Genomic DNA, 25354 nt, shown 5'->3' on the forward strand with positions numbered 1-25354 from the left:
TAAAAAGTGATCCTATTCTGGAGCAACCAAAAACTAAAATCCTCTTTTGCTTTCCTTTGTTCTTCCGGACTCAATACTGCCTCTCATGTAGAATGTTACCATACTACAAAAGCCGTTTTACTATAACAATGAAAACGCCAGTCAGCATAAGATTTAATGCTAGAGATAAAAAGCCAATCGTCACAAAAGGTCCCGTGATACCGTATGACAGCGACACCGCCAAAACGCCGGCCCCCACCTCCCCCCTCGGAAATAACGACACAGATACCGCGAGACGCTCGCGCAAAGTGGCCTCCTTGCGGTAACAGAAAGCCGCAAACATTTTTCCCAGATTCGAGAGAACGGTCACCGCCAGCACGTGAAGTAAAATTTCCCCCCAACCCATGTCAATTTTTACAACAGATCCACTCCCAAACATGCTCGGCATAGAAAGCCCCACCAACAGCATGAACAAACACGAGATCACCAGTCCGGCGCGCTCCTCAGCTCCCTCACCGGGAATCTCTTCCCCAGGAGTGGGAATGTCTTCATGATCTTGGTGCTTTAACGCGCACCCCAATACAAATGCCGGCAGCAGAACCTCAATGTGCACTCCCAATACTGAATCCGGCTCCTTGGTCAGAAAAAAGATCAGTTCACTTGCACAGGTGATCACAAAAGCATAAAGCAAAACCCAAGGCCATGTGGAAGGTATGACAAGCTTTCGATAGTACTTCCACCCGAGCACCAGCAAAAGTGTCACCACAAAAAGATCGACACCCATTTGCCAGGCGAATCCCACCATCACGATTTTCAGAGGAATCATAAACAATACAGTGTCCAGGTCATCGAAGATCGCAAGTATTCGCGTTTTTCGAAACGCCCACGTACCGGCCAGCCCCGCCGCGGCCAGCATTGAAAACAACACACCCGCTGAAGTTGGAGCAGCAAATCGAGCAGCCAGCATTGCTTCGATCCACGGTGCTCGATCAGAAGTTGGCGAGTCAGGCATTAAAAAAATCAGGAAGTAGATTGTACAAAAGATCCAGGGGAATGCCGCCGCCGTCGCTGCCACACCATAGTCGACCGCGTATTCTTTCTTTTTGCCGAGATCTATTTCAAACTCCCGGCCCACCTCGATCATGATATAGGCCAGCAACCCCATGGTCAGGGCACCACGAATAAAATTTAATTCCGTGGGCAAAGGCCCCCAAATCCAGGGTAAAAACTGGGAGCTTATAAGCCCCAGGATCAACAATGAAGTCAGCAGGATCACACGCTTCATTCTCGTATTCTCTTCTAAAATGGGAGGAAATATGAACCGCAAAACGACTCCTGGCGAGGATGTGTTTTAGCAGTAGCTAACGTTAACCAACAATCTCATCACCAAAGTGTTTATCATAGAGGCAAAAGGAGAATCTTTATGAAAGCATTGCTTCTCATTGGATCACTTCTGCTTCTCGGACTTCTGGCCTCAGCCCAGACTCACGTGATCCTCCCCCATCGCGGCGAAGTTCTGATTACGGGCTCGCCAGGCGGGCTGCAATCCCAATTGGTTCTTTATGGAGCTCCCGGAGAAAAACTGCTTTTAAAATTTCTATCAAATTGCCAGCCCGTGACACCTCCATGGCGCCAACACCGCAACACGTTTGAAATTTCACTCGATATGGGCAAAGGTCGGTTACTGCAAAGAACTTTGAATTTTCCCGGCATTCACGAACGCGATCTGATCGCACGAAATCTCAATAGCATCGCCTTATACAAGAATGAAAATGCATACTGGCGCTTGATTGCGTGCGAACGCTTCTAAATATAGCGCAACGCGGCAGCCCACTGCTTCTACGATGAGGCTCTCGACAAATCGAGCTCGAACGACAATGAAGACACACATAGTTTTTGAAAAATTTATCTCTTTTTCAGAGCGGCTGCGCCAATTTTCCTCGCCTGGGTCCAACTAAACATGAAGTGCTCTCCAAAGAGCCACACGGACAGCAGCGTGCTCAGGTGCGACTGCGAGATTTTTCATTACAATGCGACCAATATAAAGGCAGGTTTTTCATAGGGAAAAGTCGAAATTTTAAGCATCTTTTGTCCTCGACTTTTTATCGCTCAACTAAATGAATTCCAATTGAAGACCCATTGAAAACCAAATCATGAAAAGGGGCCATTTTATTGACCAGTTTAGCCCGAAATGCGCACAGTAAGGCCCTAAGCAGAGGGGTTCTCATGGACAATCCGGAAAAAAGAACATTTTTCGATACCACGGATGAATTTTATTTTGGACGAGACGACAAAAATGACTTAATTCAGATAAACTTTGGGCCCATGCGCATCCAGTTAAGTAACTACGCAGCACACGATCTTGCTTACAGATTGTCGGCATTTCTGCTACTCTTGGACGGCGGCGAAGGGTCCCACCCAGCGCTGAAGGACAGTACACCTCCGGTTCGCCGGGAAGTGACCGTACCGGATAATGTATTGATGTTACCCAGGAAGAGAGAAAAATGAGCAATAATGTCATTGAAGTAAAAAACCTTGCTGTAGAATTCAAAACTGATGACGGCATCGTTAAAGCTGTTAAGCACATCTCCTTTTCAATCCCTAAAGGCAAAACTGTCGGCCTTGTGGGCGAATCCGGCTCCGGCAAAAGTATTACTTCCCTGGCAATCATGCGCCTTATCGGTCATCCGGGCAAAGTCACCAGCGGTGAAATTCTGTTTGAAGGCAAAGATCTTCTAAAACTTCCAGAAGACAAAATGCGCGAAATCCGTGGTGCTAAAATCTCCATGATTTTCCAAGAACCAATGACCAGCTTGAATCCGGTTCTGACTGTCGCGGACCAAATCACTGAAACTTTGATGCTTCACCAAAACCTGACCAAAGAACAAGCTTTGTCTCGTGGTGTGGAGTTGTTGAAAAAAGTGGGTATTCCAAATCCAGAAGAAAGACTTTACTTCTACCCTCACAAATTCTCCGGTGGTCAACGTCAACGTATCATGATCGCTATGGCGATCGCTTGTAATCCGGATGTTTTGATTTGCGACGAGCCGACAACAGCGTTGGACGTAACAATCCAAAAACAAATTCTGGATCTATTGGCTGATATCCAAAAACAAACAAACATGAGCATGCTGTTTATCACGCATGACCTGGGTGTTGTTGCTGATATCGCTGACCAGGTGATCGTAATGAACAAGGGTGAGGTTGTGGAAACCAACGTTTCCAAAAAAATCTTCACGAATCCACAACATCCTTACACAAAAGGATTGCTGGCTTGCCGCCCGTCTCTTTCCAGCCACTTGGCTCGTTTGCCAGTTCTAAGCGACTTCATGGGTCCTAATGGCGAAGAACTTCCAGGCCCGGATGCATCCACTCAACAAGCCAAAAAAGCCTCTCATCCTTCTGACGCTCCAGTGATCCTGGAAGTCAAAGACCTGCAAACACATTTTGCACACACTGGCGGCTTGCTAGGACGCGTTCAAGGCTACACAAAAGCAGTTGATGGCGTTTCCTTCCAAGTTAAAAAAGGCAGAACTCTGGGCCTTGTTGGTGAGTCTGGTTGCGGAAAAACCACGTTGGGTCGTACTTTGATGCGCCTTGTGGACTCCACTGCCGGTCAAATCGTTTTCGAAGGTCAGGACATCACGAAGCTATCTGCTCGCCAGATGCTTCCGGTACGTAAGAAAATGCAGATCGTATTCCAGGATCCGTTTGCTTCTCTGAATCCGCGTATGACTATCGGTGCGATCTTGATGGAACCAATGCAAATCCATAACTTGGGTGACAACGACAGCCAACGCAAAGAGATGGCTGCTGTTATGATGAAAAAAGTGGGCTTGTCTCCGGGTGTGATGAATCGCTACCCGCATGAGTTCTCTGGTGGTCAAAGACAACGTATCAGTATTGCTCGTGCGTTGATGGTTAAGCCTGACTTCATCGTGTGTGACGAGTCTGTATCCGCTCTTGACGTATCCATTCAGGCTCAGATCCTGAACTTGCTATTGGATCTCCAGGATGAAATGAACCTGACTTACATCTTTATCTCTCATGACTTGTCAGTGGTTAAATACATCTCTGACGACGTGGCAGTAATGTACGGTGGTAAAATCGTTGAAATGAACACGGCGGAGAATATCTATTCAAATCCGCAGCATGATTACACTCAAAAACTTTTGAGTGCGATTCCAAAAGGTGTTCCAAAAGAACTAATCGTTTAAACTAAAAAGGGGACTTCCAAGTCCCCTTTTTTTTCGTCCTGTCACTGAGTCTTGCCCAACTGCTTTTCTTTTTCCACCTTTTGAAACTGGAACATTTTTTCCGGTTTAAAAACCCCTGTCACATCGCCCACCAAGTCATAGTTTTTCACAAGTGAGAGTTTTCGCACCGGAGCTGCCTTTTGAAAATCCAAACGATTTAACTGCACCCATACGACATTGGGACTTAGGGTGTTTTCATAAAAATAAATTCCCCGCTTCATATCAGCGACTGCTCTCCACCGCGTTGTTGAAATGTACGGTCTTGCAGGATCTGGCGCCCCAAATGGCTGGGAGACATTGCGCAGGACACTGAAAACGCCGGCAATGGCCTCCCGATAGTCCTGTGGCGGAGGCAAGTGTTGAGCGTAATAGGCCGCCCTCACGAAGCGATCAGCGGCCTCTGTGGTGCCTGGGAGCTTCTTATCGCCACCAAAGCCCTGATACTGCTTCAAAGCCGCCAGCTGTTGATCAAAGGGCGGAGAATTGGTCATCACTTTATAGCTTTTATCGTGATAGATTTTGGCCTTGCCACCGACATACTCAATCACAGCCGTATCACCTTCTTTATCGGAAATAGCCAAATGAACGGCTCCCTCTTTTCTACCCATGGAAGTTTCAACGCCAAATGTTTGAATTTGAAAAGGCTTTGCTTCAAGTGAACCGAGGGCCTCTTTGACAGTTTCAAAGTTATCCAGAAAATATTGAGCCCACAAAGATACCGAGATCCCCGGAAGCTGGGTGTTCCGAATCCCAAAATCACTTTCGGTCAGATACAAAATATTTGCGACAAGTCCTTTTTCGTTGATGCCATCGGCAGTGCCAATATCGTACGCCGTTAAAATCACGCTGCCGTATTTCGACGTCCAATTCAATGGATTGTCAGTGACTCCTCCTTGGCGCTCCATTCCCCGTGGAAGCAACCACATATTGGAGCCCATCTCCTCTCCCCAATCCATATTTCTGCCGATCACCGTGTTCTGATCGCTGGATTTCCAAAGAAATCTTGTGCAAGCGTTGCCAGGTTCAACTATGAGCACCGACAATAATATGCATATACACGCCCTTACACCCATGATGTGCCTCCCATGTTTAAAGGCCCATTTTAAAGCTCACGATGGATCAGCGACAAACAAACCGCACAAATTGCATCTTCAATTGTTAAAATAAAAAAAGGCCCCCTATTGGGAGCCTTTTAAAGCATTCAGAATGTGATGCTAATCAACTATTTTACTTCAACTGTTTCACAGTTCGGAACTGTGTATGATTTCGTGAACAAATGAACTTCACGACCTTTGTTCAATTTGCGACCCACGCTGATTTGAACAGTCATTGGATAAACGCCTGTGTAAGTAACAGGAGTGCAAAGAACCTTATTGTAAGAAGCATCACAGAATTCTTCGTGTTGAACATATTTGATCGGAGTGGAAAGAACTTCGCTACCAACAACTTCAAATTTCGTTGGGCCATCGCCTTCTTGATCATTAACCACGATATCAACAGGACCCATTGTGCGTAGATTTTGTCCATCACGGCACACGTATGTGTAGTCAATTGCGCGCCCCATATAAACTACTGGCGCGTGGATTTGATAGGGCCCCTTGGCTGCGAAGATTTCTTCCCAAGACGAGTTCGCTGTGATTTCAGCGGTAGCAGTTTGCGCCAACAAAAGAGTCACAACAGAAAGAACGATTTTTTTCATCGAATACCTCATTTATGTTTTTGATACGAATGAGGCAAAAATGCCCGAGGAATCAGGAATTCACAATAGGCACCCGGAAACTTGTACGATTGTTATACCGGGAATGAAAAAGATACCCATACTTGTGAATGAAAAAGCCCGCTGTCCGCGGGCTTTTTACATGAAATATTACTTTTGTGAAATCCTACCAAAGGATCGGATTGGCTGCGGCCCCAATGAACGTCAGACCTGTATTCTTGATCAGAGTCGTATTGCCCGTGTTGATGTCGACACGCACCAGATTACCTTGCTCACTGAAGCCGTAAAGTGCTTTGGAGGCGAAGCCCAGACCGAAGATGTTTTTCTTATCAAAACATGCGATCTCTTTCTTCTCTCCGGTTGCTGGATCGTATCTTAGCACGGCCTGGTTACCTGCCTTCGCGGTATTGCGACACAAAGTCGACGTCACGTTAGTGATGGTCCAATACATCTTGTTATCCGGAAGCAACTTGACGTCACCACCATACATCTGGAACTTGTCTGAAGCCGGAATAAGCACCGTCTTCACACCCGCTTTAGAAACCTGAATCAGACTGTTTGTCTGTGACGATCTGCCTGGATCTGTTTCCTCTGATGTGATCAGGCTTTGGCCATCCACACTCAGGGTCAAGCCCACAGAACGGTTACCGGAAGCCACCAATGAACTCTGATAAAGGGTGCCCTTGCCTGTGCTTACGTCGATCGTATAGATCTTGTTGCTTCCGTCTGCATCCTTCGCAAACACCACTCCAGAACTACTGATAACCATGTCACTGCAAGGCAACTTGGAACCATTATAGGTCAGATTCACTTCCTGCAACAAAGTCCCGCTTGCCGGATCCAAACTATAAAGTTTTCCGTCAAGGTTACAGCCATAGAAAGGAGCGGTCGCAATGTCGCTTTCAACCACCTTAATAATGATCTTTGCGCTGGCTTTAACATTGGAGCTGTTGGAAATAGTATAGGACATCGTCGCCGTGCCGGTCACAGAAGATACGAAGTCGTAACTGCTGGAGCCCTTCGCCGTTAACGAACCCAAATTGGGCATGCCCACGGAATCGACTTTCAATAAGCTGCCCTTGTTCGCGGCGATAATGCTCGCATGCGTGATATTCAAAACCACATTTTTATTCACCGCCCACGTGATATCCACCGCAGACAGTGTGTCTGGCGAAGCACTGTCTGGAGTGCTTGGATCATTCGGTGAGGCCGAGTCCGTTGTATTGGAACCGTCCGGAGTGGAGGAAGCCAACTGACTTTTCGCCTCAGAAAAGCTTGCTTGTGAACAGTTTTGAAACGAAACGATAGAAATCGCTGCCAATGTGATAAATCCGAAAAGTTGATATTTAGGCATTTTCACCCCATCCCCCTAACATAAATAGCAATACGCGGACCACACACTTGTCGGTTCTATTGGTTTAAACTGTTTAATTTAATAACTGTGTATAGAATCTTGTAGACGTTTCCCGCTCCGGGAAGTTCCCTAAGGATTTGCCTTCTCAGACTGAGACATCCCTTTGAGATTCATTCAGAGGTTCAAATGTGTATCCCTGCTTAAAGACGGATCGAATCAATCCTCCCCGCTCACCCATCTTCTTTCGGAGTGAGGAAATATGGGTGTCGACGGTATGATTGGAAATATGCAGACTGTCAGCCCAGAATAGCTCCAACAGATTCTTGCGGGAGAAAACCTTTCCGGAATTCTTCAAAAGGTGACTGAAAATTTTGAACTCGAGAGGCGTCAGCGGCAGCGCATGTTCAACACCTTCCTCATTCATCTCAAAAATCTTTTGCATCGAAAAATCCACCCGGTATCCCGCCAAACTGAAGGAGCTTCCGAGTTCCTTAATCCGGCTGAGCTTGCCCTTAACCCGTGCTCTTAGCTCTTCGGGCTCAAAGGGTTTGGTAATGTAGTCATCACCACCGGCTTCAAATCCTTGAACCTTTTGGGCCAAATCGGTCTTTCCCGTCAAAAAAATCACTGGCAAATCCAGATATCTTTTTTCTTTGCGCAGACTTGCGCAAAACTCAAATCCATCTGCATCGGGTAAAGAAACATCCAAAAGTAATAACGAATAAATTCCCAGATCCAGTTCGTTCCGGCCCTCTGCCGCAGTTCCCACGTGCTTCAAGAGGCAAACATCCGAAATCGAATGACGGACAATTGCCTGCATCTCCCTGGAATCCTCAATTAGAAGCACATTCTTCAGATTCTTGTTCATTCCTTGATTCTCCAGAGCCACACGACACATGACTACCATTTTTAGTGTGTATTTTGATTATTCAAAGACCGAATGATTGGCGCTCATCCTCCAGAGAGGTTTAATGGAAGTATGGGAAAGAAAAACGGTCGCGAATACCATTCAAAAACCTCGTTCTTCCTAGCTTTTGCCGGATTTTGCATCCTGGTAATTATCGGCGTCACGATCTTCTATAGCGGCCGCCAACTGCAACTGGCTTCCTTGTGGCGCAAACACACCTACGAGGTCCTGACTGAAGTTCAGAAAACCAAAGCGAATCTGGAGGAAAGTAAGGTCACTCTTTCCGCGATGTTTATTGATCCGACGATATCCCAGGAACCATTCAATAGTGCGCAACTGGCACTGCAAAGAAATCTTGATACACTGTCAAAACTCGCAAGTGACAACCCCACACAGGCACGTCGCATTCAGCGCTTAAAATCCTTAAGCGCAACAAAATCCACAATATGGCAGCGTTTCGCAGCCGAGCTTCAACACAACGGAAAGATACTCACTGATGAGAAATACAGATCCCTTCTGACTTCTGCTGAAACCTCTGAAATCCATCGCCTTCTTTCTGATATCGAAACCGAAGAGCAAACTTTGCTGACCCAGCGTTCAGGAAAATTGGAATCCAAATTCATCAACACATGTATCCTGGTGGCCGTGGGAATCGGGATTTCATTTCTACTTTTCTTCCTCTCAACCCGCCTGCTAAGCAATCAGATTCGTATGCGCGAATCGATTGAGGCGGAACTTGAAGTGGCTCGAACAAAAGCTCTGGAAGCATCAAATATGAAGTCCGCTTTCCTCGCAAACATGAGTCACGAGATTCGCACTCCGTTAAATGGAATCATTGGCATGTTGAAGTTATTTGAACAGACTCCACTTAATTCACGTCAGCAGGATTACTTTGAAACCATTAAAACCTCCTCGAATGCACTTCTGTCACTGATCAATGAGATTCTGGATTTATCAAAAATCGAGTCGGGAAAGCTCCAACTGGAAGAAACCAACTTCGAACTATCCTCTTTGGTGCGAAGTGCCGTGTCTATTGTCGAATATTCTGCCCGTATGAAAAATCTTGAAATTAAAATCGAAATCGATCCAACCGTGCCCGAGTTCCTGACAGGCGATCCCTTGCGATTACGCCAGGTTTTGCTGAATCTGATAAACAACGCCATCAAATTTTCAGAGCAGGGTACTATTAAAGTTCGCATCACACCCAAAGGACCTGATGCCGAGGGATCAATGCATTTGCTCTTTGAAGTCATTGATCAAGGTGTCGGCTTTGATGATGACACCCGTAAAAAACTATTTAAAAGCTTCACTCAAGGGGACAGTTCCACAACTCGAAAATACGGCGGTACGGGATTGGGACTCGCTATTTCCAAACAAATCGTGGAAATGATGAGAGGCAAGATAGACGTAGACAGCGTCAAGGGCATTGGTTCGCGCTTTTACTTTGATGTAAATCTGGGAGTGCCGTCAACCGATGCCACTATCAGCAGAATGGCAAATCTTAAACCAACCTCGATGATTCGCGGCCACATCCTTATAGCTGAAGACAATCTGATAAATCAAAAAGTGGTCAGCGAAATGCTGGCAACAATGGGATGCACCAGCCGCACTGCCGAAAATGGCAATGCTGCGATAGCCGCTCTCCTTTCTGAAAAGTTCGATCTTGTTCTGATGGATGCCCAAATGCCCATACTGGATGGATACGAGGCCACTCGAAGAATACGTAAAGGTCAGGCTGGCGACGACAACCGGGCCATCCCCATTCTTGCGACCACGGCTAATGCCATCAAAGGTGACATTGAACAGTGCCTGGAATCCGGTATGAATGACTATATCAGCAAGCCGATTTCTTATAACGATCTCATGTTCAAAATTAACAAATGGATTATTCAGGGACAGCACGCTGCAAATCCTCAGAGCCTGAGCCTTCTTAATTCTGAAGAAAAAAGAAACGGTCATACCTTGCTTAAGGAAGTCGTGGATATTTTCAACCAGGACAGCCCGGCACAAGTCGCCCAAATGCGCGAAGCCCTGTCCAAAGGTGATTTTGCACTTTTGCCAAAACTTGCACACAACCTGAAGTCGTCAGCTGCCGTACTAGGCGCGCTCCGCCTGAAGGAAATTGCTGAACGTATTGAAAAGCTTGATCTGGCATCGACCAATATTCAGCAGATGACTCTGCTGGTGGATTCATTGGAAAATGAATTGTCTCTCGTGCAGGAATACCTGGGCAAACATGTTCGCGCCCAGTATCCCCCAGAACAAAATCTTTAGGCCATCTTCAAAGGAAACGCCGAAAGCTTTGGATATGAATTTTCTGTGACTTGGCCGAAGTATTTCTCTGGCTCAGCAAAGCATTTTTCAAAAATCTTTTGCAAAGCTGCAGCATGCGTCCCGTCCATAAAACGATGATCAAAGGTCACACCTATGCGCGCGACCGGTCTTGCTTCAACAACACCTGCTTCACTGACCCAGGCACGTTGTTTAATCTGACCCACCGTCAGCAAAATCGGCACTTTTGAATATGCCACCAATGGAGCCCACGCGGTATCAGCACCCATCCCGCCGATATTCGTGATCATAATTGATCCGAAAGCGTCTCGCGGCATCCCGGCCCAGGTAAGATTAATACCCAAATCGTAATTTAAGAATGATGTGATATTCAGAATCATGCGCATCAATCCCCACGGCATGAACTTCATTGCATCCAGGGATTTTGTCAGTTCACTTGTTGCTCCGCCCTTGATCGCCTTGGACTTGTTAGCCAATTCCTGAGCGATCTGTCCTGCCGTCATGTTTTCTGCAGCCCTAACCACAACGCCCGTTAAAGTTGCTTTGCCCACTGGATCTTCAGGATTGCCAGGGATATTCACCTGATAAAAAACATCGACCTGATCGCGCAGATAAATGCGATTAAAGCGAATCATGCCGTTAATTTCAGGCCGCTCCTTCATTGCTGTTGCAGCTGCCTTGCCGACAAGATGAGAAATGGAAAGTTTGGTTCCGGTGGCGGTCTCGTAGGATTTCATGTATTCCAGCGCTTTGGTCATGTCGATTTCCAACAAGCCATACACCGAAGGATCACCAGCTTTATGCCATGATCCCATCGCGATTTTGCGAAATGCCGAGCCACCTTTAGATAATGTTAGTTTTGCTTTCATATTCTCATGCTAAGTTTGATCGATCACACAGTAAAATATGAAAGGTCCACCGATACATGTTTTCGACCATTGATCAGTCGAGCTGGCTCCCGGACTTTAATCCCCATTAGTTACTAAAATTATCAATTAGACGATATTCACGTTAAAGATCTGTCAAATAGTCCCCGATCTGTTACGTGTGAAGAAGTACTTATTATATTTCATTATCGGATGTTGGGCATTGGGAACAATGGGATTGGTGTCCCAGTTCTATGGCTGGCATCTTATGTCTTTCAGCTCCAACACTTCGTTGTCGTCCAAGCAACCTGGTGCGTGGACCCTCACACATGTGCTCAGTGAAGATTGCAAATGCTCTGAAGCTGTCATGGCGAATCTTTTAAAGCGCGGCCCGCTTTCGGACACCCATGAAGACGTTGTACTGCTAGGAAAGTCCCAGAAGGACTCTCAAGCGTTGGTTGCTAAAGGATTTCCAGTCAGACATATGAACCCCGAGGACCTGCAAGAAGACATATCCAAACTGGGTGTGCCATTTCTTCTGATTTCCACGCCTAAGGGGGACACCGTCTATGCCGGTGGTTACTCGGAAAAATCCATCAAGGATGGCAGCCCCATTCGCGATCTGGAAATTCTAAACAGCTTGCAAGGCAAAGGGACAGTAAAAAACTTCCCGATCTTCGGCTGTGCCGTCAGTCGTAAACTGCAAAAAATAGTAGATCCATTTTCAATGAAATACTCAAACCAGGTGACCCATGAACTTTAGACAAAGCTTTACAAGATCACGCTCCAGAATGTTCTTATTAAGCCTCTTTGCTCATTTCCCGATTTTCTCATACTTGGCTCATATAAACGGTCACAGTCAGTGGGTTGCCTGGGGAGTCGGCCTATTCATCCTCTCTGCTCCGACACTGGTGTACTTGCTGGGAATCTCCTCAGCCCTGCTGCCAAACTTGCTGGCAATGGCCTTGATGAGCTTTTCAGGACTGTTGATACATCTTGGTAACGGCATGATTGAAATGCATTTTCACGTATTCGTCTCACTGGCGGTCTGTTTAAGCTTTGGTATGCTGACTCCTATCATCACGGCAGCCGCCACCATTGCAATTCATCACGTGGCGTTCTATCTGTGGTTTCCAAAAAGTGTTTTCAACTATGACGCAAGCTTTGGCATCGTGGCTCTCCACGCCACATTTGTCGTTCTTGAAACAATTCCGCTGCTGCTGATCGCACAACGCTACAGCGTATTTATCGGTATGCAGGACACAACAATCGCGCAGCTAACTGAAATCTCCAGTCAAAACATCGATGGCTGCACCGTTATCGAAGACACCGGAAAAAAGCTCAATGACTCCACCATGGAAGTCAGCTCCCGACTTGAGGACTCCATTCAAAAGCTAAATGAGCTTTTGGGAGTAGTTACCACTAATTCTCGCTCCGCCGTCGAAGCTGAATCCCTGTCCACAACGTCCAAGAAGGTTGCGTCTGATGGCTCAAAACATATTATTGATCTGATTGATACCATCAAGAAAATTTCAACCAGCGCCAATGAGATCAATAATATCGTAACAATCATCGAAGACATCGCCTTTCAAACGAACCTGCTGGCACTGAATGCCTCCGTCGAAGCCGCCCGGGCTGGTGAGCATGGCAGGGGTTTTGGGGTTGTCGCTGAGGCCGTTAGAACACTGGCGCAAAGATGCGCCACTTCTGCCAAAGATATCTCCGTGCTGGTTAAAGGTAACGTCGAGATTATCCGCAATGGTGAGCGCAGTGCGGACCTGAGTGGGAAATCTTTGAGTGAAATTCTGACAGCCGTTAATCGCGTACAAACTTTGAATGCGGAAATCTCGTCATCCAGCAGCGCGCAAATTCGCGACCTGGAGGCTGTGACAAAGACCATCCACCAGGTCGATGAACTTACATCCCAAAACACGACCTATGCGCAGAATCTAAACTCAACTTCCAACCAATTACTTATCGATGCCCAGACATTAAGTGGTCTCGTAAGCAGCATTAAAGATTCTTCGGTGGAAACAAAAGCTGCGTAACCTAAACAACTGCAGAATAACATCTATCCCCTTTACCACCACAATGGAAAAATAAAGGGGACTTTTATTTCCTGCGAGGTTGCGACAATGCCCCTACCCCAGCAAAAAACACATTCACTTTGGCAGACTGAATTCAATCTTCCACCGATGCCTCGCTTGGAAAATTCGCTTCAAGCGGATATTTGTGTCGTCGGAGGAGGAATCGCGGGCCTTTTGTGTGCCTATGAGCTGCTACAGCGTGGAAGACGCGTTATTCTGCTGGAAAGAGGTACTCTCTCTAAAAATGAGACAGGATACACCACCGCCCACCTCTCCGATGCTTTGGATGACGGTTTCTCACACCTGCTGAGTATCCATGGTTTGGATACACTTCGTCTGTTCTACCGGAGCCATCGCGAAGGAATTGAATTATTTGAATCAATTATCAAAAATGAAAATATAGAATGTGATTTCCAGCGTGTGAATGGATATCTATTTTCGTCGCCTGACAAAGAGGCCTCTTACTTAGGTCAGGAGCTGGATGCTGCCAAAAAAGCGGGCGTGAAAGGTGTCAAACTTTCCACGGATTTCAAAGAATCTTTCTTCGAGATGGGTCCGGCTCTGCAATTTCAGAATCAGGCACAAATTCATCCGCTGAAGTTTATAAATGGATTGATAAAGGCCATCATCAAAAAAGGTGGCTTGATCTACGAGAACACCAATGCCATTGCATTTCACGAAACCCCTGAAACTTATGTCGAGGCAGAAGGCGGATTTAAAATTAAATGCGACTCTATTATTCTTGCCACAAATGGTCCAACAACAGCAAATAAGATATATCTCAAACAAGCAGCTTACCGCACCTACTGCATCGCGCTTAAAGTACGTCGGGACAGTATTCCCCATGCGCTCTTTTGGGACACGTCGGATTCATACCACTACATGCGAGTCACTCAATCTTTAAAAGATTCAAACACCGACATTCTTATAGTTGGTGGCGAGGATCATCGCGTTGGCGAAGGGCATCCCGAAAAAGCATTTAAAAACCTATTAACGTGGACACAGGAAAGATTGGGCGCACATATTTCTGATGTAGCCACCATGTGGTCTGGTCAACTTCTTGAACCAGTGGACGGAATGGCTTTTATTGGTAAATCACCAGGACGAAATCATACTTATATAGTCACAGGTGACTCTGGACATGGCTTTACCCATTCGGCGATCGCATCAAAAGTCATCGCTGATCAGATTGCCGGAAGTCACAATGAATATTCCGGGATCTATGATCCGAACCGGTTTACCCCCAAGGCTCTTAAGGATTATGTTTCTCAGAATACAACCACCATGCAACATTATGCGGACTGGATACTTCCGCACGACGATATCGCATCACTACTTCCCGATGAAGGCTGTGTTGTAAATGACGGATTAAAGCGAGTTGCGGTCTACAAAGATAGAGATGGCAAACTGTTTAAAATGTCAGCCGTTTGCCCCCATTTAAGCGGAATCGTAAAATGGAATTCTGCGGAAAAGACCTGGGACTGTCCCTGTCATGGCTCCCGATTTGACCGATTCGGAAGCTGTCTTCATGCCCCAACCACCCATGATCTGCAGCCACTTGGCGAATCCCCAGGAGAATCAAATGATAAAGATAGGAATATCCGGCTGGGTTTATGAACCTTGGCGAGGCGTGTTCTATCCAGCAGACTTGCCTGCCAGGAAGGAACTTTTCTATGCCAGTCGCAAAGTATCCTCCATTGAAATAAACGGCTCTTTCTATGCCAATCAAAAACCCGGAACGTATCTGCGCTGGTACTCGGAAACTCCCGAAGACTTCTGCTTTTCCGTCAAAGCATCCCGCTTTATCACGCATGTGTTGCGCTTAAAGAACTGTGAACGCGCACTGATTAACTTCTTCGGGTCGGGCATTTTAAACTTAAATGAAAAGCTTGGGGCCATTCTTTGGCAGCTGCCGCCAACTCTAAGATTTGAACCCGATGAATTTGAATCATTCCTAAGGCTGCTTCCGCAAACCCGGGCTCAGGCCACTGCACTCGCCGACAAATCAGAAAGGTATGGCAAACACTATTCGGACCTGATTCGCTCCGACGCTGCAGGATTGCACCACGCGTTTGAAGTTCGCCATCACAGCTTCGAAAATCCGGAGTTCATCTCACTGCTAAGGCAGTACAATTGCGGATTGGTTTTTGCCGACACCGCGGGAAAATGGCCCTACATGGAAGACGTGACGACTGACTTTATCTATCTTCGCCTGCATGGTGACGAGACTTTTTATAAAAATGGTTATGGCGAAGATTCCCTTAAGTGGTGGTCCTCAAGAATTCAGCTCTGGCACATTGGTAAAGAACCCCAAGATGCCCTTAAGTTGACGGACGTGAGCCCGCCCCGCAGGCCCCGCGATATTTTCATTTACTTTGATAACGACCTTAAGGTCAAAGCACCCTTTGATGCTGCAAAACTGCAAAGTATAATTTCTGGCACTGGTTCGTCAGAGATTCATATTCAGCTATAGCATTTCCGGCTTGAACCTTCGGCGTTTGTCGACATGGGAGCCGGAAATCATGAACACCCCATCTCCAGTATAGTGAAACGTCTTGGGATATCGAGGTGATTTAGGAGCATGTGCTTTGACCACTTTGAAGATAAAGAAATTATACTTGTTTAGCATTTTTGAATCTATCAACTTGCACTCCAGATTCGCATAGCATTCTGCAATCATGGGCGCAGCAACTCGCTCTGCAGGGACTGCCGTTAATTTGAATTCAGAAAACTTGTCGATCTTTCCACCAGTGCAATTTCCGATTCCTATGGCTTGGTCCATAAGATCCACAGTGGGGATATTGATCACACATTCTTTGCTTTTCTTGATTAAATCAAAGCTGTGATTGCCAGCCGTAATCATGCAGCCAACGAGGGAGGGCGAGAATTCCAGAACAGTATGCCATCCCATCGTCATTATATTTGTTTCACCCTTAAAGCAGGAGCTGACCAAAACAATAGGACCCGGCTCCAAAAAGCGACGGATTTTATCGACTGGAAAGTCATGCTTTCGGTACTTCTTCATGGACTCAACTAGTGTGAAACCGGAACGAAGTTGTGACTTGCCACTGCGTCAATTTTAGCAGCACAAATGAAGTCATTCTCGGAGACTCCGCCCACCGAATGAGTATTCAACATGACAACACAACGATTGAAAGAAACCAGTAGATCCGGATGATGATTCTCTGAATTGGCAACAAATGCCACCGCATTCACAAACGCAATTGTTTGATAGTAATCTTGAAAGGTGTAGGACTTAACGATGTGATTGTCCTCATACGCCCACCCTTTAAGAGCTGCGATATACGCGTCAATTTCAGTTCCAGAAAGGGCACTCTTCACCTTTTTACTCTTCTTCTTTAGAAGCTCAGCAGAATCGATCATCTCAGACCTCCTGATTTTTATTTTAGATTAAGAACGAGTAATAAATAAAGAAATGGCTCCGCTCTTTGTCTTGACACAAGCTTTTTCCCGAACAACGCTTTCACTTGTCAGCGAAAGGAACGCTACTATGTCATTGAACATTCAAATCGTTTTTCCCATGTGTGCGATGTTTCTGCTTACGGTATGTGTACTCCTAAAAGTACTGATTGGCCGATACAGTGCAGTCCGCTCGGGCACCACCAGACTTAGCTTCTTTAAAACCTTCCAAGGGCAAGAACCGGAAGAGTCCGTTCAGGCTGTACGTCACTTTGCCAACCTGTTCGAGGCCCCTGTTCTGTTTTATGTAGCTTGTCTGCTGGGAATGATACTACCAGTCCAAGGATTCCCCTTTGTGGTTTGCGCTTGGATGTACGTGATAGCTAGAACTTTGCACGCATTCATTCATCTTGGAAAAAACGATGTCCTGAAAAGAATGCGTGCTTATGTACTTGGTTGGTTGATGCTGATAGCGATGTGGATTCTGATCGTAATCAAAGCCACAATCATTCTGACACCTAGCCGATAAGTTTAAGGGCAAGTTGATTTGCAGTGTTAGCTTGCCCCAGCACCGAAGTTGCCGCCTGCAATAGAATATTGTTGCGGGTCATTTCGCTGGAAGCTGCTGCCACATCAGTATCACGAATACGACTATTCGCTGCAGATAGATTTTCCTGCATAACACCCAAATTATCTGCCGACGAAGTAAGTCTGTTTTGCAAAGCACCCATATAAGCTCGAGTGCCGTTGATGGAAACCTGCGCTTCATCCAATCGGGCCAATGCGTTTTGAGCGCCTTCTTTGGTATCATATGAAAGACCATCAAGACCCAAGGCATCCAGTGTTGCTGCGCCCTGCCCGGCTTCAAACGTAATGCGATCCAATTTGGGATCGTTGCCAATCCCCACCTGAAAATCAAAAGAAGGTGCACTTCCGTCCAGGAGCTTGGTCGATCCCCAGGTCGTGGTTTTGGCAATACGCTGCATTTCTTCACGCAGTTGCAGGACCTCTTTATTAAGCATTCCGCGCTCTTTATCGCCAATTGTATCTGAACCCGCCTGGATACCCAGCTCACGCAGACGGATAATGATGTTACTGATTTCATTCAAGCCGCCCTCGGCCGTTTGAATCATGGAGATGCCATCGTTGGCATTTCTTTGTGCTTGCGCAGCAGAACGAATCTGCGCCTTCATGTTCTCGGAGATCGCGAGACCCGCGGCATCGTCGGCAGCCTTATTGATACGGCTTCCAGAAGCGAGCTTGGCCATGGAATCATTCATGATCCTTTGGCTTCCCACCAGATTGCGTTGAGCGTTAATAGCAGCAAGATTTGTGTTTATTCTCATTCCCATTTGTCGTTCTCTCCGAGGGAACTGATCGGGAAACATCCTACTTACTTCACGAGACCATAGAATGAGTGCGGAATCTTCAAACTGGACCTTAAATAAAAAAAGCAAATTCACAATCTCGTTTCATTAAGAACCAAAACGTGGACTTCCTCTACGAATCCAAGTTTAATAGACTCGCTTAACGTCATAAGGAAAAGAACCATGAAATCCATCCCGGCACCCAAAGCCTCGAAGCATCCCCAAAAGTTTAAAAACCATAACGACATCCGCATCGATGACTACTTTTGGCTAAAAGACCGCGAACATCCGGAAACCATGCCTTACTTGCATGCAGAGAATAAACATTTTGATTCCCATATGAAGCCTTTGACGACCTTGAAAAACAAACTCTTCAAGGAAATGAAGTCCCGAATCAAAGAAAATGATTCCACCGTACCCGCTCCTGAAGGCAATTACCTGTATTACAGCAAATATAAAAAAGGTCTGCAGTATGCGATTCATGCCAGAAAGCCACGCAAAGGCGGCCGCGAAGAAGTTTATTTCGATGGCAACGTCATTGCCAAAGGCAAAAAGTATTTCATGCTGAGCAGCCTTGAAATCGCCCCCAACGAAAATCTTCTGGCATACGCTGTGGACTTCGATGGTTCAGAAAGATACACAATTCACTTTAAAGACCTGAAAAGCGGGAAAACACTTTCAGACGCCATCACCAACACTCATGGGGAATGCGTTTGGTCAAATGACAATAAAACCCTGTTCTATGTGGAGCTGGATGCAAATCTTCGTCCCTTCCGTGTTCGTCGTCACATCCTGGGCGAAGATGCAAAAAAAGATGTGATTGTGTATGAGGAAAAGAACTCCGAGTTCTTCGTTCACGTTTACTCAACCAGCACCAACGATTTCATTTACATTCATACCGGCGGCAAGGTCACAAACGAAGTCTGGTTCCTGCGTTCCTCCGATGCTCACGGCAAGTTCCAGTGCGTGGAGCCTCGTAAGGAGAAAATGCTCTATCATGTTATGGATCGCAACGGAGAGTTCTGGATCCACACAGACTACAAAGCTGAAAACTATCAGATCATGAAAACGTCGGTGGACAAACCAGGCAGAAAGAACTGGAAAACAGTTATAGCCGTGTCTGATAAGATCTACAAATCCTCAGCGGCTCTATTTTCAGACTTCCTGGTTCTTGAGGAACGTCAAAACGGTCTGCCACAGATTCGCATCTATAACATTGAAAAGAAAAAAGACCATTTAGTTTCCTTCGATGATGCTGCTTATGAAGTCAGTGTCGGCGGTGGGAATCGTGAGTTTAAAACGGATGTTGTGCGCTTGAGCTATTCATCGCCCATCACGCCTGATTCAGTGATTGAATACAATATGATCACCAGAAAATCCAAGACTCTGAAGACCCGTGAAGTTAAAGGTCATAAAAAATCAAACTACGTTTGCAAAAGAGTCTTTGTAAAGTCCCATGACGGCGCAAAAGTGCCTCTGACCCTGGTTTATAAAAAAGGCTTTAAACAAAATGGCAAAGCTCCGGGCTATTTGTATGGCTACGGTTCCTACGGAGCCATCATCCCCGACGCCTTCCCTGCCCGACGTGATGTTTTCCGTTTGATCGACCGCGGTTTCGTCTATGCGCTGGCACATCCCCGTGGTGGCTCGGAAATGGGACGATCTTGGTATGAGGACGGAAAGTTCTTAAAAAAGAAAAACACCTTCCTGGATTTCAACGCCTGCGGAGACTACCTGATTAAAAACAAATGGGTCGCCAAGGACAAGCTTGCTGCCTGCGGAGGAAGCGCCGGGGGAATGCTCATGGGGGCTTGCATGAACATGCGCCCTGAACTGTTTACAGCAATCGCGGCCCACGTGCCGTTTGTTGATGTGATCAACACCATGTTGGACAAAGATCTCCCCCTGACACAGATCGAATATAAAGAGTGGGGAAATCCCGCTGACAAAAAGTACTATAATTACATGAAGAGCTACTCTCCCTATGACAACGTTTCCAAGCAATCGTATCCGCACCTTTTTGTCACTTGTGGTTTGAATGATCCGCGTGTGACTTATTGGGAGCCGGCGAAGTGGGTTGCCAAGCTCAGAGAACTGAAAACCAACGACAATGCCTTGGTATTCAAAACAAACATGGGAGCAGGTCACTTCGGAGTTTCAGGGAGATTCGATCATCTTTGGGAACAAGCCGAAGAATATGCATTCATCCTCAACGCCTTCGGTCTAGCTAAAGCAAAATAATCCAAAAGTATGGACTTACCTCAAGGGGTAAGTCCGTACTTTGAGGTGCAAATAACTTCCTTCTTCTTATTCCCGTTTCATCTTCGGATTTAAGTACTAATTTCTCTTCAAAACATTGCGATTCAACACAAATTACTGAATAGTTTAAGGGTTCGTTCATTTACATCAAGGAGAAGTAAAAATGATGAAATCTATGATCGCAGCTCTTGTTCTATTGGTTGGCTCTTCTGCATTCGCAGCAGACGTTTACAAAGTTGATACTAAAGCGAGCACAGTTGCCTGGAAGGCGACTAAAAAAGCCGGCTCAGCACACAACGGTGGCATTAATGTAAAAGACGGTTCTGTTACCGTGGATAAAAAAGGTGCTGTCACTGGCGGTCAAATCAACATCGACATGGCAACAATCTCCAATGAAGATTTGAAAAGCAGCCCTGACTACCAAAAGAAATTGGTTGATCACCTTTCCAATGCAGACTTCTTTGACGTAACAAAATTCCCCGTTTCAACTTTTAAAATCGTTAGCATCACTCCAAAAGCAAAAGATGAAGTGACTGTTAAAGGTGAACTGACAATGATTGGCAAAACAAACCCAATCGAGTTCCCAGCAAAAATCACTACCGACAAAGGCGTAATGACTGGCGAAGCAACAGTAAAAGTTGACCGCACAAAATGGGGCTTGAAATATGGTTCCGGTAACTTCTTCAAAGAACTTACTGCAGACAAAATCATCAGCGATGAATTCGAGATGACTTTGAAACTAGTAGCTAAAAAATAGTTCATTTCATAAACAACATGAACTCAAAAGGGCGTGTAATTCACGCCCTTTTGCTTTTCCAACTCTTAATACTTCTCCATTCGCACCGAAAAATATTCTTTGCTAGCGTTTGGCGATGAAAAAAATATTTATCTCTTCACTCATAGTCGCAACTCTTGCTTCCGCAAACACAATGGCCGCTCAGACAATCACTGACTCTTTGGTGACAGATCTCCCCTGCAACAAGGTGACGATGAATGAAATTTACAAACGCATGTCTCCCCGTCAGTTCTCGTCGGACTTCCACCTTCCCACTACGAATTGGGAATATGATGTTAAAAGTGGTCTATATCAACTTGGAGTGTGCTGGTCCCTCTCACGAGCACAACGGCTTTTCTTTTACCTGGGGCGATGGAATGCTCCTTCTGAATACTCCCGCCCCCAAACTCTTCAAGTCCTAAATATGCTGCGGGGTAATCCCACTTATCCTGTTATGCAAAACCAGGAAGCCTACCCCCGAATGGACTTCGGAATTTTGGCAACCCTCATCCGCGGGGTCGGCGACCGTGATTTTAAATCCGAAATTGAAAAATACGAAACGGAACGATTTCACAAGTTTGCGAAGAACTTAAAACTCATCATAGGCAATGGCAGTCGCAGCAAAAAGAACAATCTCGAATCCAGAAATCTTCTGGTGCAAAACCTGCAGAATAATAAATTCAGTCTCGTTGTCGTCAGAGCCAGTCGCGTGGCTCAACATGTGGTCCTTGCAAAAAGGTACACACGTGAATCCAATGGTGACGTGAAGTTTTGGGTTTACGATTCGAACCGCCCTGGCCACGATGCCCTACTTACTTATCGACAAGCTGACTCCCGGTTCTATGCACCGGGGATTGTGACCGGGATAGTACCGATCAAAGACACCAATGATCCGGTTGGAGTATATATAGTGGATGAAAAAGAGCGAGACCCGGTTGAAGCCACCCTGGTCCGTCACTACAGCTCTTTGTGCAGTTCATTGAACCGCCGGTAATGAGACGTCCAGTATGTGTTTGTTCATGGGCAAACACACATCTGATTGATCACACAGATCCCCCTCGAATACGAAAAAAAATTGCTGTAAGGGCATTAGCGTTCATACTGAAGCTGCCATAAACAAGGAGACACTCTTTATGAAAAAACTCATCATCGCAGCACTAATCTGCACAGGATCTTGGGTACAAGCCCAAGAGTCAGAACAGTCGGCTACCTCAAGTACACTGCAATTCGGACGTGAAGCCACATCCGCACCACCAAGAGGTTTATTACCTTTTCTTGGATTGGGTGGTGGTTACACAGGCTATAGTGATTCGGCAGTTCAGGACGTCGAAGGAACACCAGCTACCATCAAACTGCTGGGTTCTTGGTACCTTGAAAGTCCATGGGTCTTCGACCTGGGTTACGGCGTGAACAATCAACAGTTCATCCATGATACTGCTCGGGATACAGCTAGTACCGATGGTGCTCTGGAAATCGCAGCCCGCTACCGCACTGAAGGTCGCTGGCAGTGGGGTGTGGTCGGAAATCAATTCTTCAGTCAAGGTCCGAACTATGCATCTTCTCAAGGTGATGCTCAATTTGTCGGTCTGCAAGGTTTGAAGGAATTTGATATGTCAGAATCATGGCTGGGCCGCGTAGGTCTTCGCGCACAAAGTCTGACAAGTAATGAGGGCGATGTGGTCATGATGTACCTGGTGGACTTGCAAATGGGTTGGAATCCAAATGCCTACAGAACATCAGTAAGATCCACAGCTGCGGATACAATGGTTGAAGAAGAATTCGTAGCAGTCGAAACCGCTCGTCCGGTGGCTTCTGCAGAACCTTCCGAAATCTTGAATGACGTGGCTTTGTCCAGCTTGATCGCCGGTAACTCATCAATCAACTTCAACTCCTCCCAAGTTGCTCTGACAAATACAGATCAACGTAGAGTGGAAAGACTGGCGAAAGTTCTTGATGAAAACTCTGAGTTGTTCGAACGTGTGGAAGTTCGTGGATACACTGACTCCACAGGATCATCAGCTATCAATGAACGTATCTCCCAACGTCGCGCCGACACAGTGGCGAGCGCATTGGAAAGATATGGTCTTGACTCCTCCAAAGTCGCAGCGGTCGGCAGAGGCTCTGAAGGCTCCGTTGGCGGCAGCAACAGAGAAGAACGTCGCGCAGAGTTGCACTTCATCGGCGTAAAAGATGAAGACGCACTTCGCAGAGCTCTTTCCTCAGTAGAATAAGAAGCAAGATTATAGAGATTGAAAATCAGTGCAGCTCTTAAAGGAGCTGCACTTTTTTATTCAAACAAAGGACGCCAGCTTAGATTGAAACTGGAGTTACTCGTGCCATTCAAGGGCTTACCGCCACTCACAAACTCAACCTTCGAATTAAACTGTCTGGTCAAGGCCTGAGCTTCCACGTCGTTCACTGGCATACGGGCACCCAATGCTTTCAGACCTGAAACTGGAACCATTATTTTACGAGAGGTCACACACCCCGAGGATGAGTCACTGTAGGGATTCTTGTAATAGCAGCTTTTATTTGCCACTGAATTAAACATCTTAAAGGTCACTGCCACCTGATCGGAGTTGGCTTCAAACTTCCAGGATTGCCCAATATGCTGATAGACATTGGGAATCTTACTAAATCCAAACTTCCAGGCCATCTCAGATCTTTTATAGAAATCCGAAAACTCCGGGCTGTGAGTCATCACAAAGCCTCTTAAGACCATCGCCGCCAACTGATAACCATATGCCGCCGAGAAGGCACAGTGATTGCCATAACTCACATTAATGACACCGACATTGGCAGCCTTTTCATAATGCTCGTCAAATTCAAACACCTGGGTGTTCAATTTGTTGCTAACGACGTTGTCATCCTTGGAACCGAAAACCATTAGCGGAGTTTGCAACTTATGCGGAATGTTCCAAAAGTTATTGTTGAAAAAGAATTCCGTTTGCGACGTGCTCGCGACGCCACGTCTTTGCATGGAAGTGACTGCCATTTCCCCCAAATAGGAAGGCATGTGCTTTCTGCCTGGCAAGCGCTCTTCCGCCACCATATCCGGGATGTCGGTCAGATGCTTTCTTGCGGCACGAAATTGGGCACGAGACATCATGTTAAATACCGGTCCGACCAAATTATCATTATATAGATTTTCAAGGGTTGGCTTTAAAGACACTACAGGACAGATCGCTGTCGCTGAGTTAAATACCTTATGACCATTGAATGTTGGGTAAATATCGTTGAATGCAGCCCCATAAACCGCGGCATTTCCACCAAGACTCATCCCCATCAAGTGCATGCTGGAGATACGGTCTTTGTACTCCCATTGCTCACGCAACCACTTGCCGGCAAGAAGAGACTCATAGCCTTCACTCCACCCACCCAGGGAAAAGTGCCCATTGATTTTCAAATAGTCCAAACCAGTTTGATTCGCCAACAACACCACATTATAAGGAGTGAGATCAAACAACTGGATCATGAAGGTTTTCATGAACGCGTTTTGATCCGCCCCACAGAAAACTCCGCATTTCATGATCACCAAAGGACGCGGACGAGGGTCCTGCTTAAGTCCCACGATCGCAGGAACAATGACTCCATTCGACAGTGGAATTTTGATCGTTTTGACCTGCGGATGCTTTAGAAACTTGTAGTCATCCAATGCCATCTTGGCCAGACTCAACAATCCCTTTGGGGATTTATGAGCCAACTCACTCTGACAGGTTTGAATATACTGTTTAACTAACTTTGCGTATTCATGAGGACTGCGTTGTGCTGACAGCAGCTTGTCCTCAAAAAACTTGGGATCACAACCAGGCGCAATGTCCTTGTTGTTCTCTGCTTTCGGAACCTTATCAAAAACACCCATGACCGAAACCGAATTCGGATCCAGGGCCTTTGTCAGTTCCAACAAGAAATCAGAATCATTCTGTTCCTCGTTGATTATCGAGACTTGCGCCAGGGCTTCAGTGCCCAACACGACGAAAGATAATGCGATAATTGCGGTTCTAAGAAAAACCATTTAGTACACCTCACGTGCTTCAAATGGCTTATCGGACTTAAGGCAACTGGATTAATGGCA

General features: G+C 46.2%; 23 protein-coding genes. 13 read left to right on the forward strand and 10 right to left on the reverse strand.

The annotated features are described in order from the left end of the window. Nucleotides 1–103: 103 nt before the first annotated feature. Nucleotides 104–1264, reverse strand: coding sequence for a sodium:proton antiporter (locus tag ACLVWR_RS02640; protein ID WP_413582404.1), 1161 nt, complete (start codon nt 1262–1264; stop codon nt 104–106). A gap of 138 nt (nt 1265–1402) precedes the next feature. Between ACLVWR_RS02640 and ACLVWR_RS02645 the strand changes: the two genes are divergently transcribed. The 3 genes from ACLVWR_RS02645 (at nt 1403) to ACLVWR_RS02655 (ending at nt 4196) form a co-directional block, all read left to right on the forward strand. After that, nucleotides 1403–1789 (forward strand): hypothetical protein, encoded by a 387-nt coding sequence (locus ACLVWR_RS02645; RefSeq protein WP_413582405.1) that lies wholly within the window; start codon nt 1403–1405, stop codon nt 1787–1789. 416 nt (nt 1790–2205) lie between these two features. Further along, complete coding sequence (locus ACLVWR_RS02650) at nt 2206–2487, forward strand: hypothetical protein (RefSeq protein ID WP_413582406.1); 282 nt, start codon at nt 2206–2208, stop codon at nt 2485–2487. Beyond that, the gene (locus ACLVWR_RS02655) at nt 2484–4196 is read left to right on the forward strand and encodes an ABC transporter ATP-binding protein (protein ID WP_413582407.1); all 1713 of its coding nucleotides are present in this window, start codon (nt 2484–2486) and stop codon (nt 4194–4196) included. Before ACLVWR_RS02650 ends, ACLVWR_RS02655 begins: the two co-directional genes overlap by 4 nt. Nucleotides 4197–4237: 41 nt before the next feature. On the opposite strand, the gene ACLVWR_RS02660 is transcribed toward ACLVWR_RS02655, so the two are convergent. The 4 genes from ACLVWR_RS02660 to ACLVWR_RS02675 all read right to left on the reverse strand — a co-directional run bounded on the left by ACLVWR_RS02660 (nt 4238) and on the right by ACLVWR_RS02675 (nt 8174). After that, a complete protein-coding gene (locus tag ACLVWR_RS02660; RefSeq protein ID WP_413582408.1) occupies nt 4238–5308 on the reverse strand; it encodes a linear amide C-N hydrolase in 1071 nt (356 codons plus the stop codon). 149 nt (nt 5309–5457) lie between these two features. Continuing rightward, nucleotides 5458–5934, reverse strand: coding sequence for a hypothetical protein (locus ACLVWR_RS02665; protein ID WP_413582409.1), 477 nt, complete (start codon nt 5932–5934; stop codon nt 5458–5460). Between the two features lie 184 nt (nt 5935–6118). Next, nucleotides 6119–7312, reverse strand: coding sequence for a hypothetical protein (locus ACLVWR_RS02670; RefSeq protein ID WP_413582410.1), 1194 nt, complete (start codon nt 7310–7312; stop codon nt 6119–6121). 139 nt (nt 7313–7451) lie between these two features. Continuing rightward, nucleotides 7452–8174, reverse strand: a complete 723-nt coding sequence (locus ACLVWR_RS02675; protein ID WP_413582411.1) for a response regulator transcription factor — start codon at nt 8172–8174, stop codon at nt 7452–7454. Nucleotides 8175–8285: 111 nt separating this feature from the next. Between ACLVWR_RS02675 and ACLVWR_RS02680 the strand changes: the two genes are divergently transcribed. After that, the gene (locus tag ACLVWR_RS02680) at nt 8286–10487 is read left to right on the forward strand and encodes an ATP-binding protein (protein ID WP_413582412.1); all 2202 of its coding nucleotides are present in this window, start codon (nt 8286–8288) and stop codon (nt 10485–10487) included. Here ACLVWR_RS02680 and ACLVWR_RS02685 read toward each other — a convergent pair. Then, nucleotides 10484–11374, reverse strand: coding sequence for a 2-oxo acid dehydrogenase subunit E2 (locus tag ACLVWR_RS02685; RefSeq protein ID WP_413582413.1), 891 nt, complete (start codon nt 11372–11374; stop codon nt 10484–10486). The two genes, ACLVWR_RS02680 and ACLVWR_RS02685, sit on opposite strands and share 4 nt — an antisense overlap. 178 nt (nt 11375–11552) lie before the next feature. Here ACLVWR_RS02685 and ACLVWR_RS02690 point away from each other — a divergent pair, with 178 nt between their 5' ends. The 4 genes from ACLVWR_RS02690 (at nt 11553) to ACLVWR_RS02705 (ending at nt 15931) form a co-directional block, all read left to right on the forward strand. Beyond that, the gene (locus ACLVWR_RS02690) at nt 11553–12134 is read left to right on the forward strand and encodes a hypothetical protein (protein WP_413582414.1); all 582 of its coding nucleotides are present in this window, start codon (nt 11553–11555) and stop codon (nt 12132–12134) included. After that, nucleotides 12124–13419: a methyl-accepting chemotaxis protein gene (locus ACLVWR_RS02695; protein WP_413582415.1), complete on the forward strand. Its 1296-nt coding sequence runs from the start codon at nt 12124–12126 to the stop codon at nt 13417–13419. Before ACLVWR_RS02690 ends, ACLVWR_RS02695 begins: the two co-directional genes overlap by 11 nt. Before the next feature lie 156 nt (nt 13420–13575). After that, nucleotides 13576–15075, forward strand: a complete 1500-nt coding sequence (locus tag ACLVWR_RS02700) for an FAD-dependent oxidoreductase (RefSeq protein WP_413582416.1) — start codon at nt 13576–13578, stop codon at nt 15073–15075. Further along, the gene (locus ACLVWR_RS02705) at nt 15041–15931 is read left to right on the forward strand and encodes a DUF72 domain-containing protein (protein ID WP_413582417.1); all 891 of its coding nucleotides are present in this window, start codon (nt 15041–15043) and stop codon (nt 15929–15931) included. Before ACLVWR_RS02700 ends, ACLVWR_RS02705 begins: the two co-directional genes overlap by 35 nt. Here ACLVWR_RS02705 and ACLVWR_RS02710 read toward each other — a convergent pair. Further along, nucleotides 15926–16483, reverse strand: coding sequence for a flavin reductase family protein (locus ACLVWR_RS02710; RefSeq protein ID WP_413582418.1), 558 nt, complete (start codon nt 16481–16483; stop codon nt 15926–15928). The two genes, ACLVWR_RS02705 and ACLVWR_RS02710, sit on opposite strands and share 6 nt — an antisense overlap. An 8-nt stretch (nt 16484–16491) precedes the next feature. After that, complete coding sequence (locus tag ACLVWR_RS02715) at nt 16492–16842, reverse strand: 4a-hydroxytetrahydrobiopterin dehydratase (protein ID WP_340596417.1); 351 nt, start codon at nt 16840–16842, stop codon at nt 16492–16494. A gap of 127 nt (nt 16843–16969) precedes the next feature. On the opposite strand from ACLVWR_RS02715, the gene ACLVWR_RS02720 reads away from it, so the two are divergent. After that, complete coding sequence (locus tag ACLVWR_RS02720) at nt 16970–17407, forward strand: MAPEG family protein (protein ID WP_413582419.1); 438 nt, start codon at nt 16970–16972, stop codon at nt 17405–17407. On the opposite strand, the gene ACLVWR_RS02725 is transcribed toward ACLVWR_RS02720, so the two are convergent. Then, on the reverse strand, nt 17397–18230 hold the full coding sequence (locus ACLVWR_RS02725; protein WP_340596415.1) for a flagellin: 834 nt from the start codon (nt 18228–18230) through the stop codon (nt 17397–17399). The genes ACLVWR_RS02720 and ACLVWR_RS02725 overlap by 11 nt on opposite strands. Before the next feature lie 198 nt (nt 18231–18428). On the opposite strand from ACLVWR_RS02725, the gene ACLVWR_RS02730 reads away from it, so the two are divergent. The 4 genes from ACLVWR_RS02730 (at nt 18429) to ACLVWR_RS02745 (ending at nt 23510) form a co-directional block, all read left to right on the forward strand. After that, nucleotides 18429–20486, forward strand: a complete 2058-nt coding sequence (locus ACLVWR_RS02730; RefSeq protein ID WP_413582420.1) for a S9 family peptidase — start codon at nt 18429–18431, stop codon at nt 20484–20486. A 181-nt stretch (nt 20487–20667) separates the two neighbouring features. Continuing rightward, on the forward strand, nt 20668–21261 hold the full coding sequence (locus ACLVWR_RS02735; RefSeq protein ID WP_413582421.1) for a YceI family protein: 594 nt from the start codon (nt 20668–20670) through the stop codon (nt 21259–21261). Between the two features lie 115 nt (nt 21262–21376). Then, nucleotides 21377–22273 (forward strand): hypothetical protein, encoded by an 897-nt coding sequence (locus ACLVWR_RS02740; protein ID WP_413582422.1) that lies wholly within the window; start codon nt 21377–21379, stop codon nt 22271–22273. A 139-nt stretch (nt 22274–22412) separates the two neighbouring features. Continuing rightward, nucleotides 22413–23510 (forward strand): OmpA family protein, encoded by a 1098-nt coding sequence (locus tag ACLVWR_RS02745; protein WP_413582423.1) that lies wholly within the window; start codon nt 22413–22415, stop codon nt 23508–23510. Between the two features lie 56 nt (nt 23511–23566). Here the strand turns inward: ACLVWR_RS02745 and ACLVWR_RS02750 are convergent, their stop codons facing one another. Then, nucleotides 23567–25294, reverse strand: a complete 1728-nt coding sequence (locus ACLVWR_RS02750; RefSeq protein WP_413582424.1) for an alpha/beta hydrolase family protein — start codon at nt 25292–25294, stop codon at nt 23567–23569. Nucleotides 25295–25354 lie beyond the last annotated feature (60 nt).

The organism is Bdellovibrio sp. HCB288 (assembly GCF_047305935.1).
Lineage (GTDB): Bacteria > Bdellovibrionota > Bdellovibrionia > Bdellovibrionales > Bdellovibrionaceae > Bdellovibrio.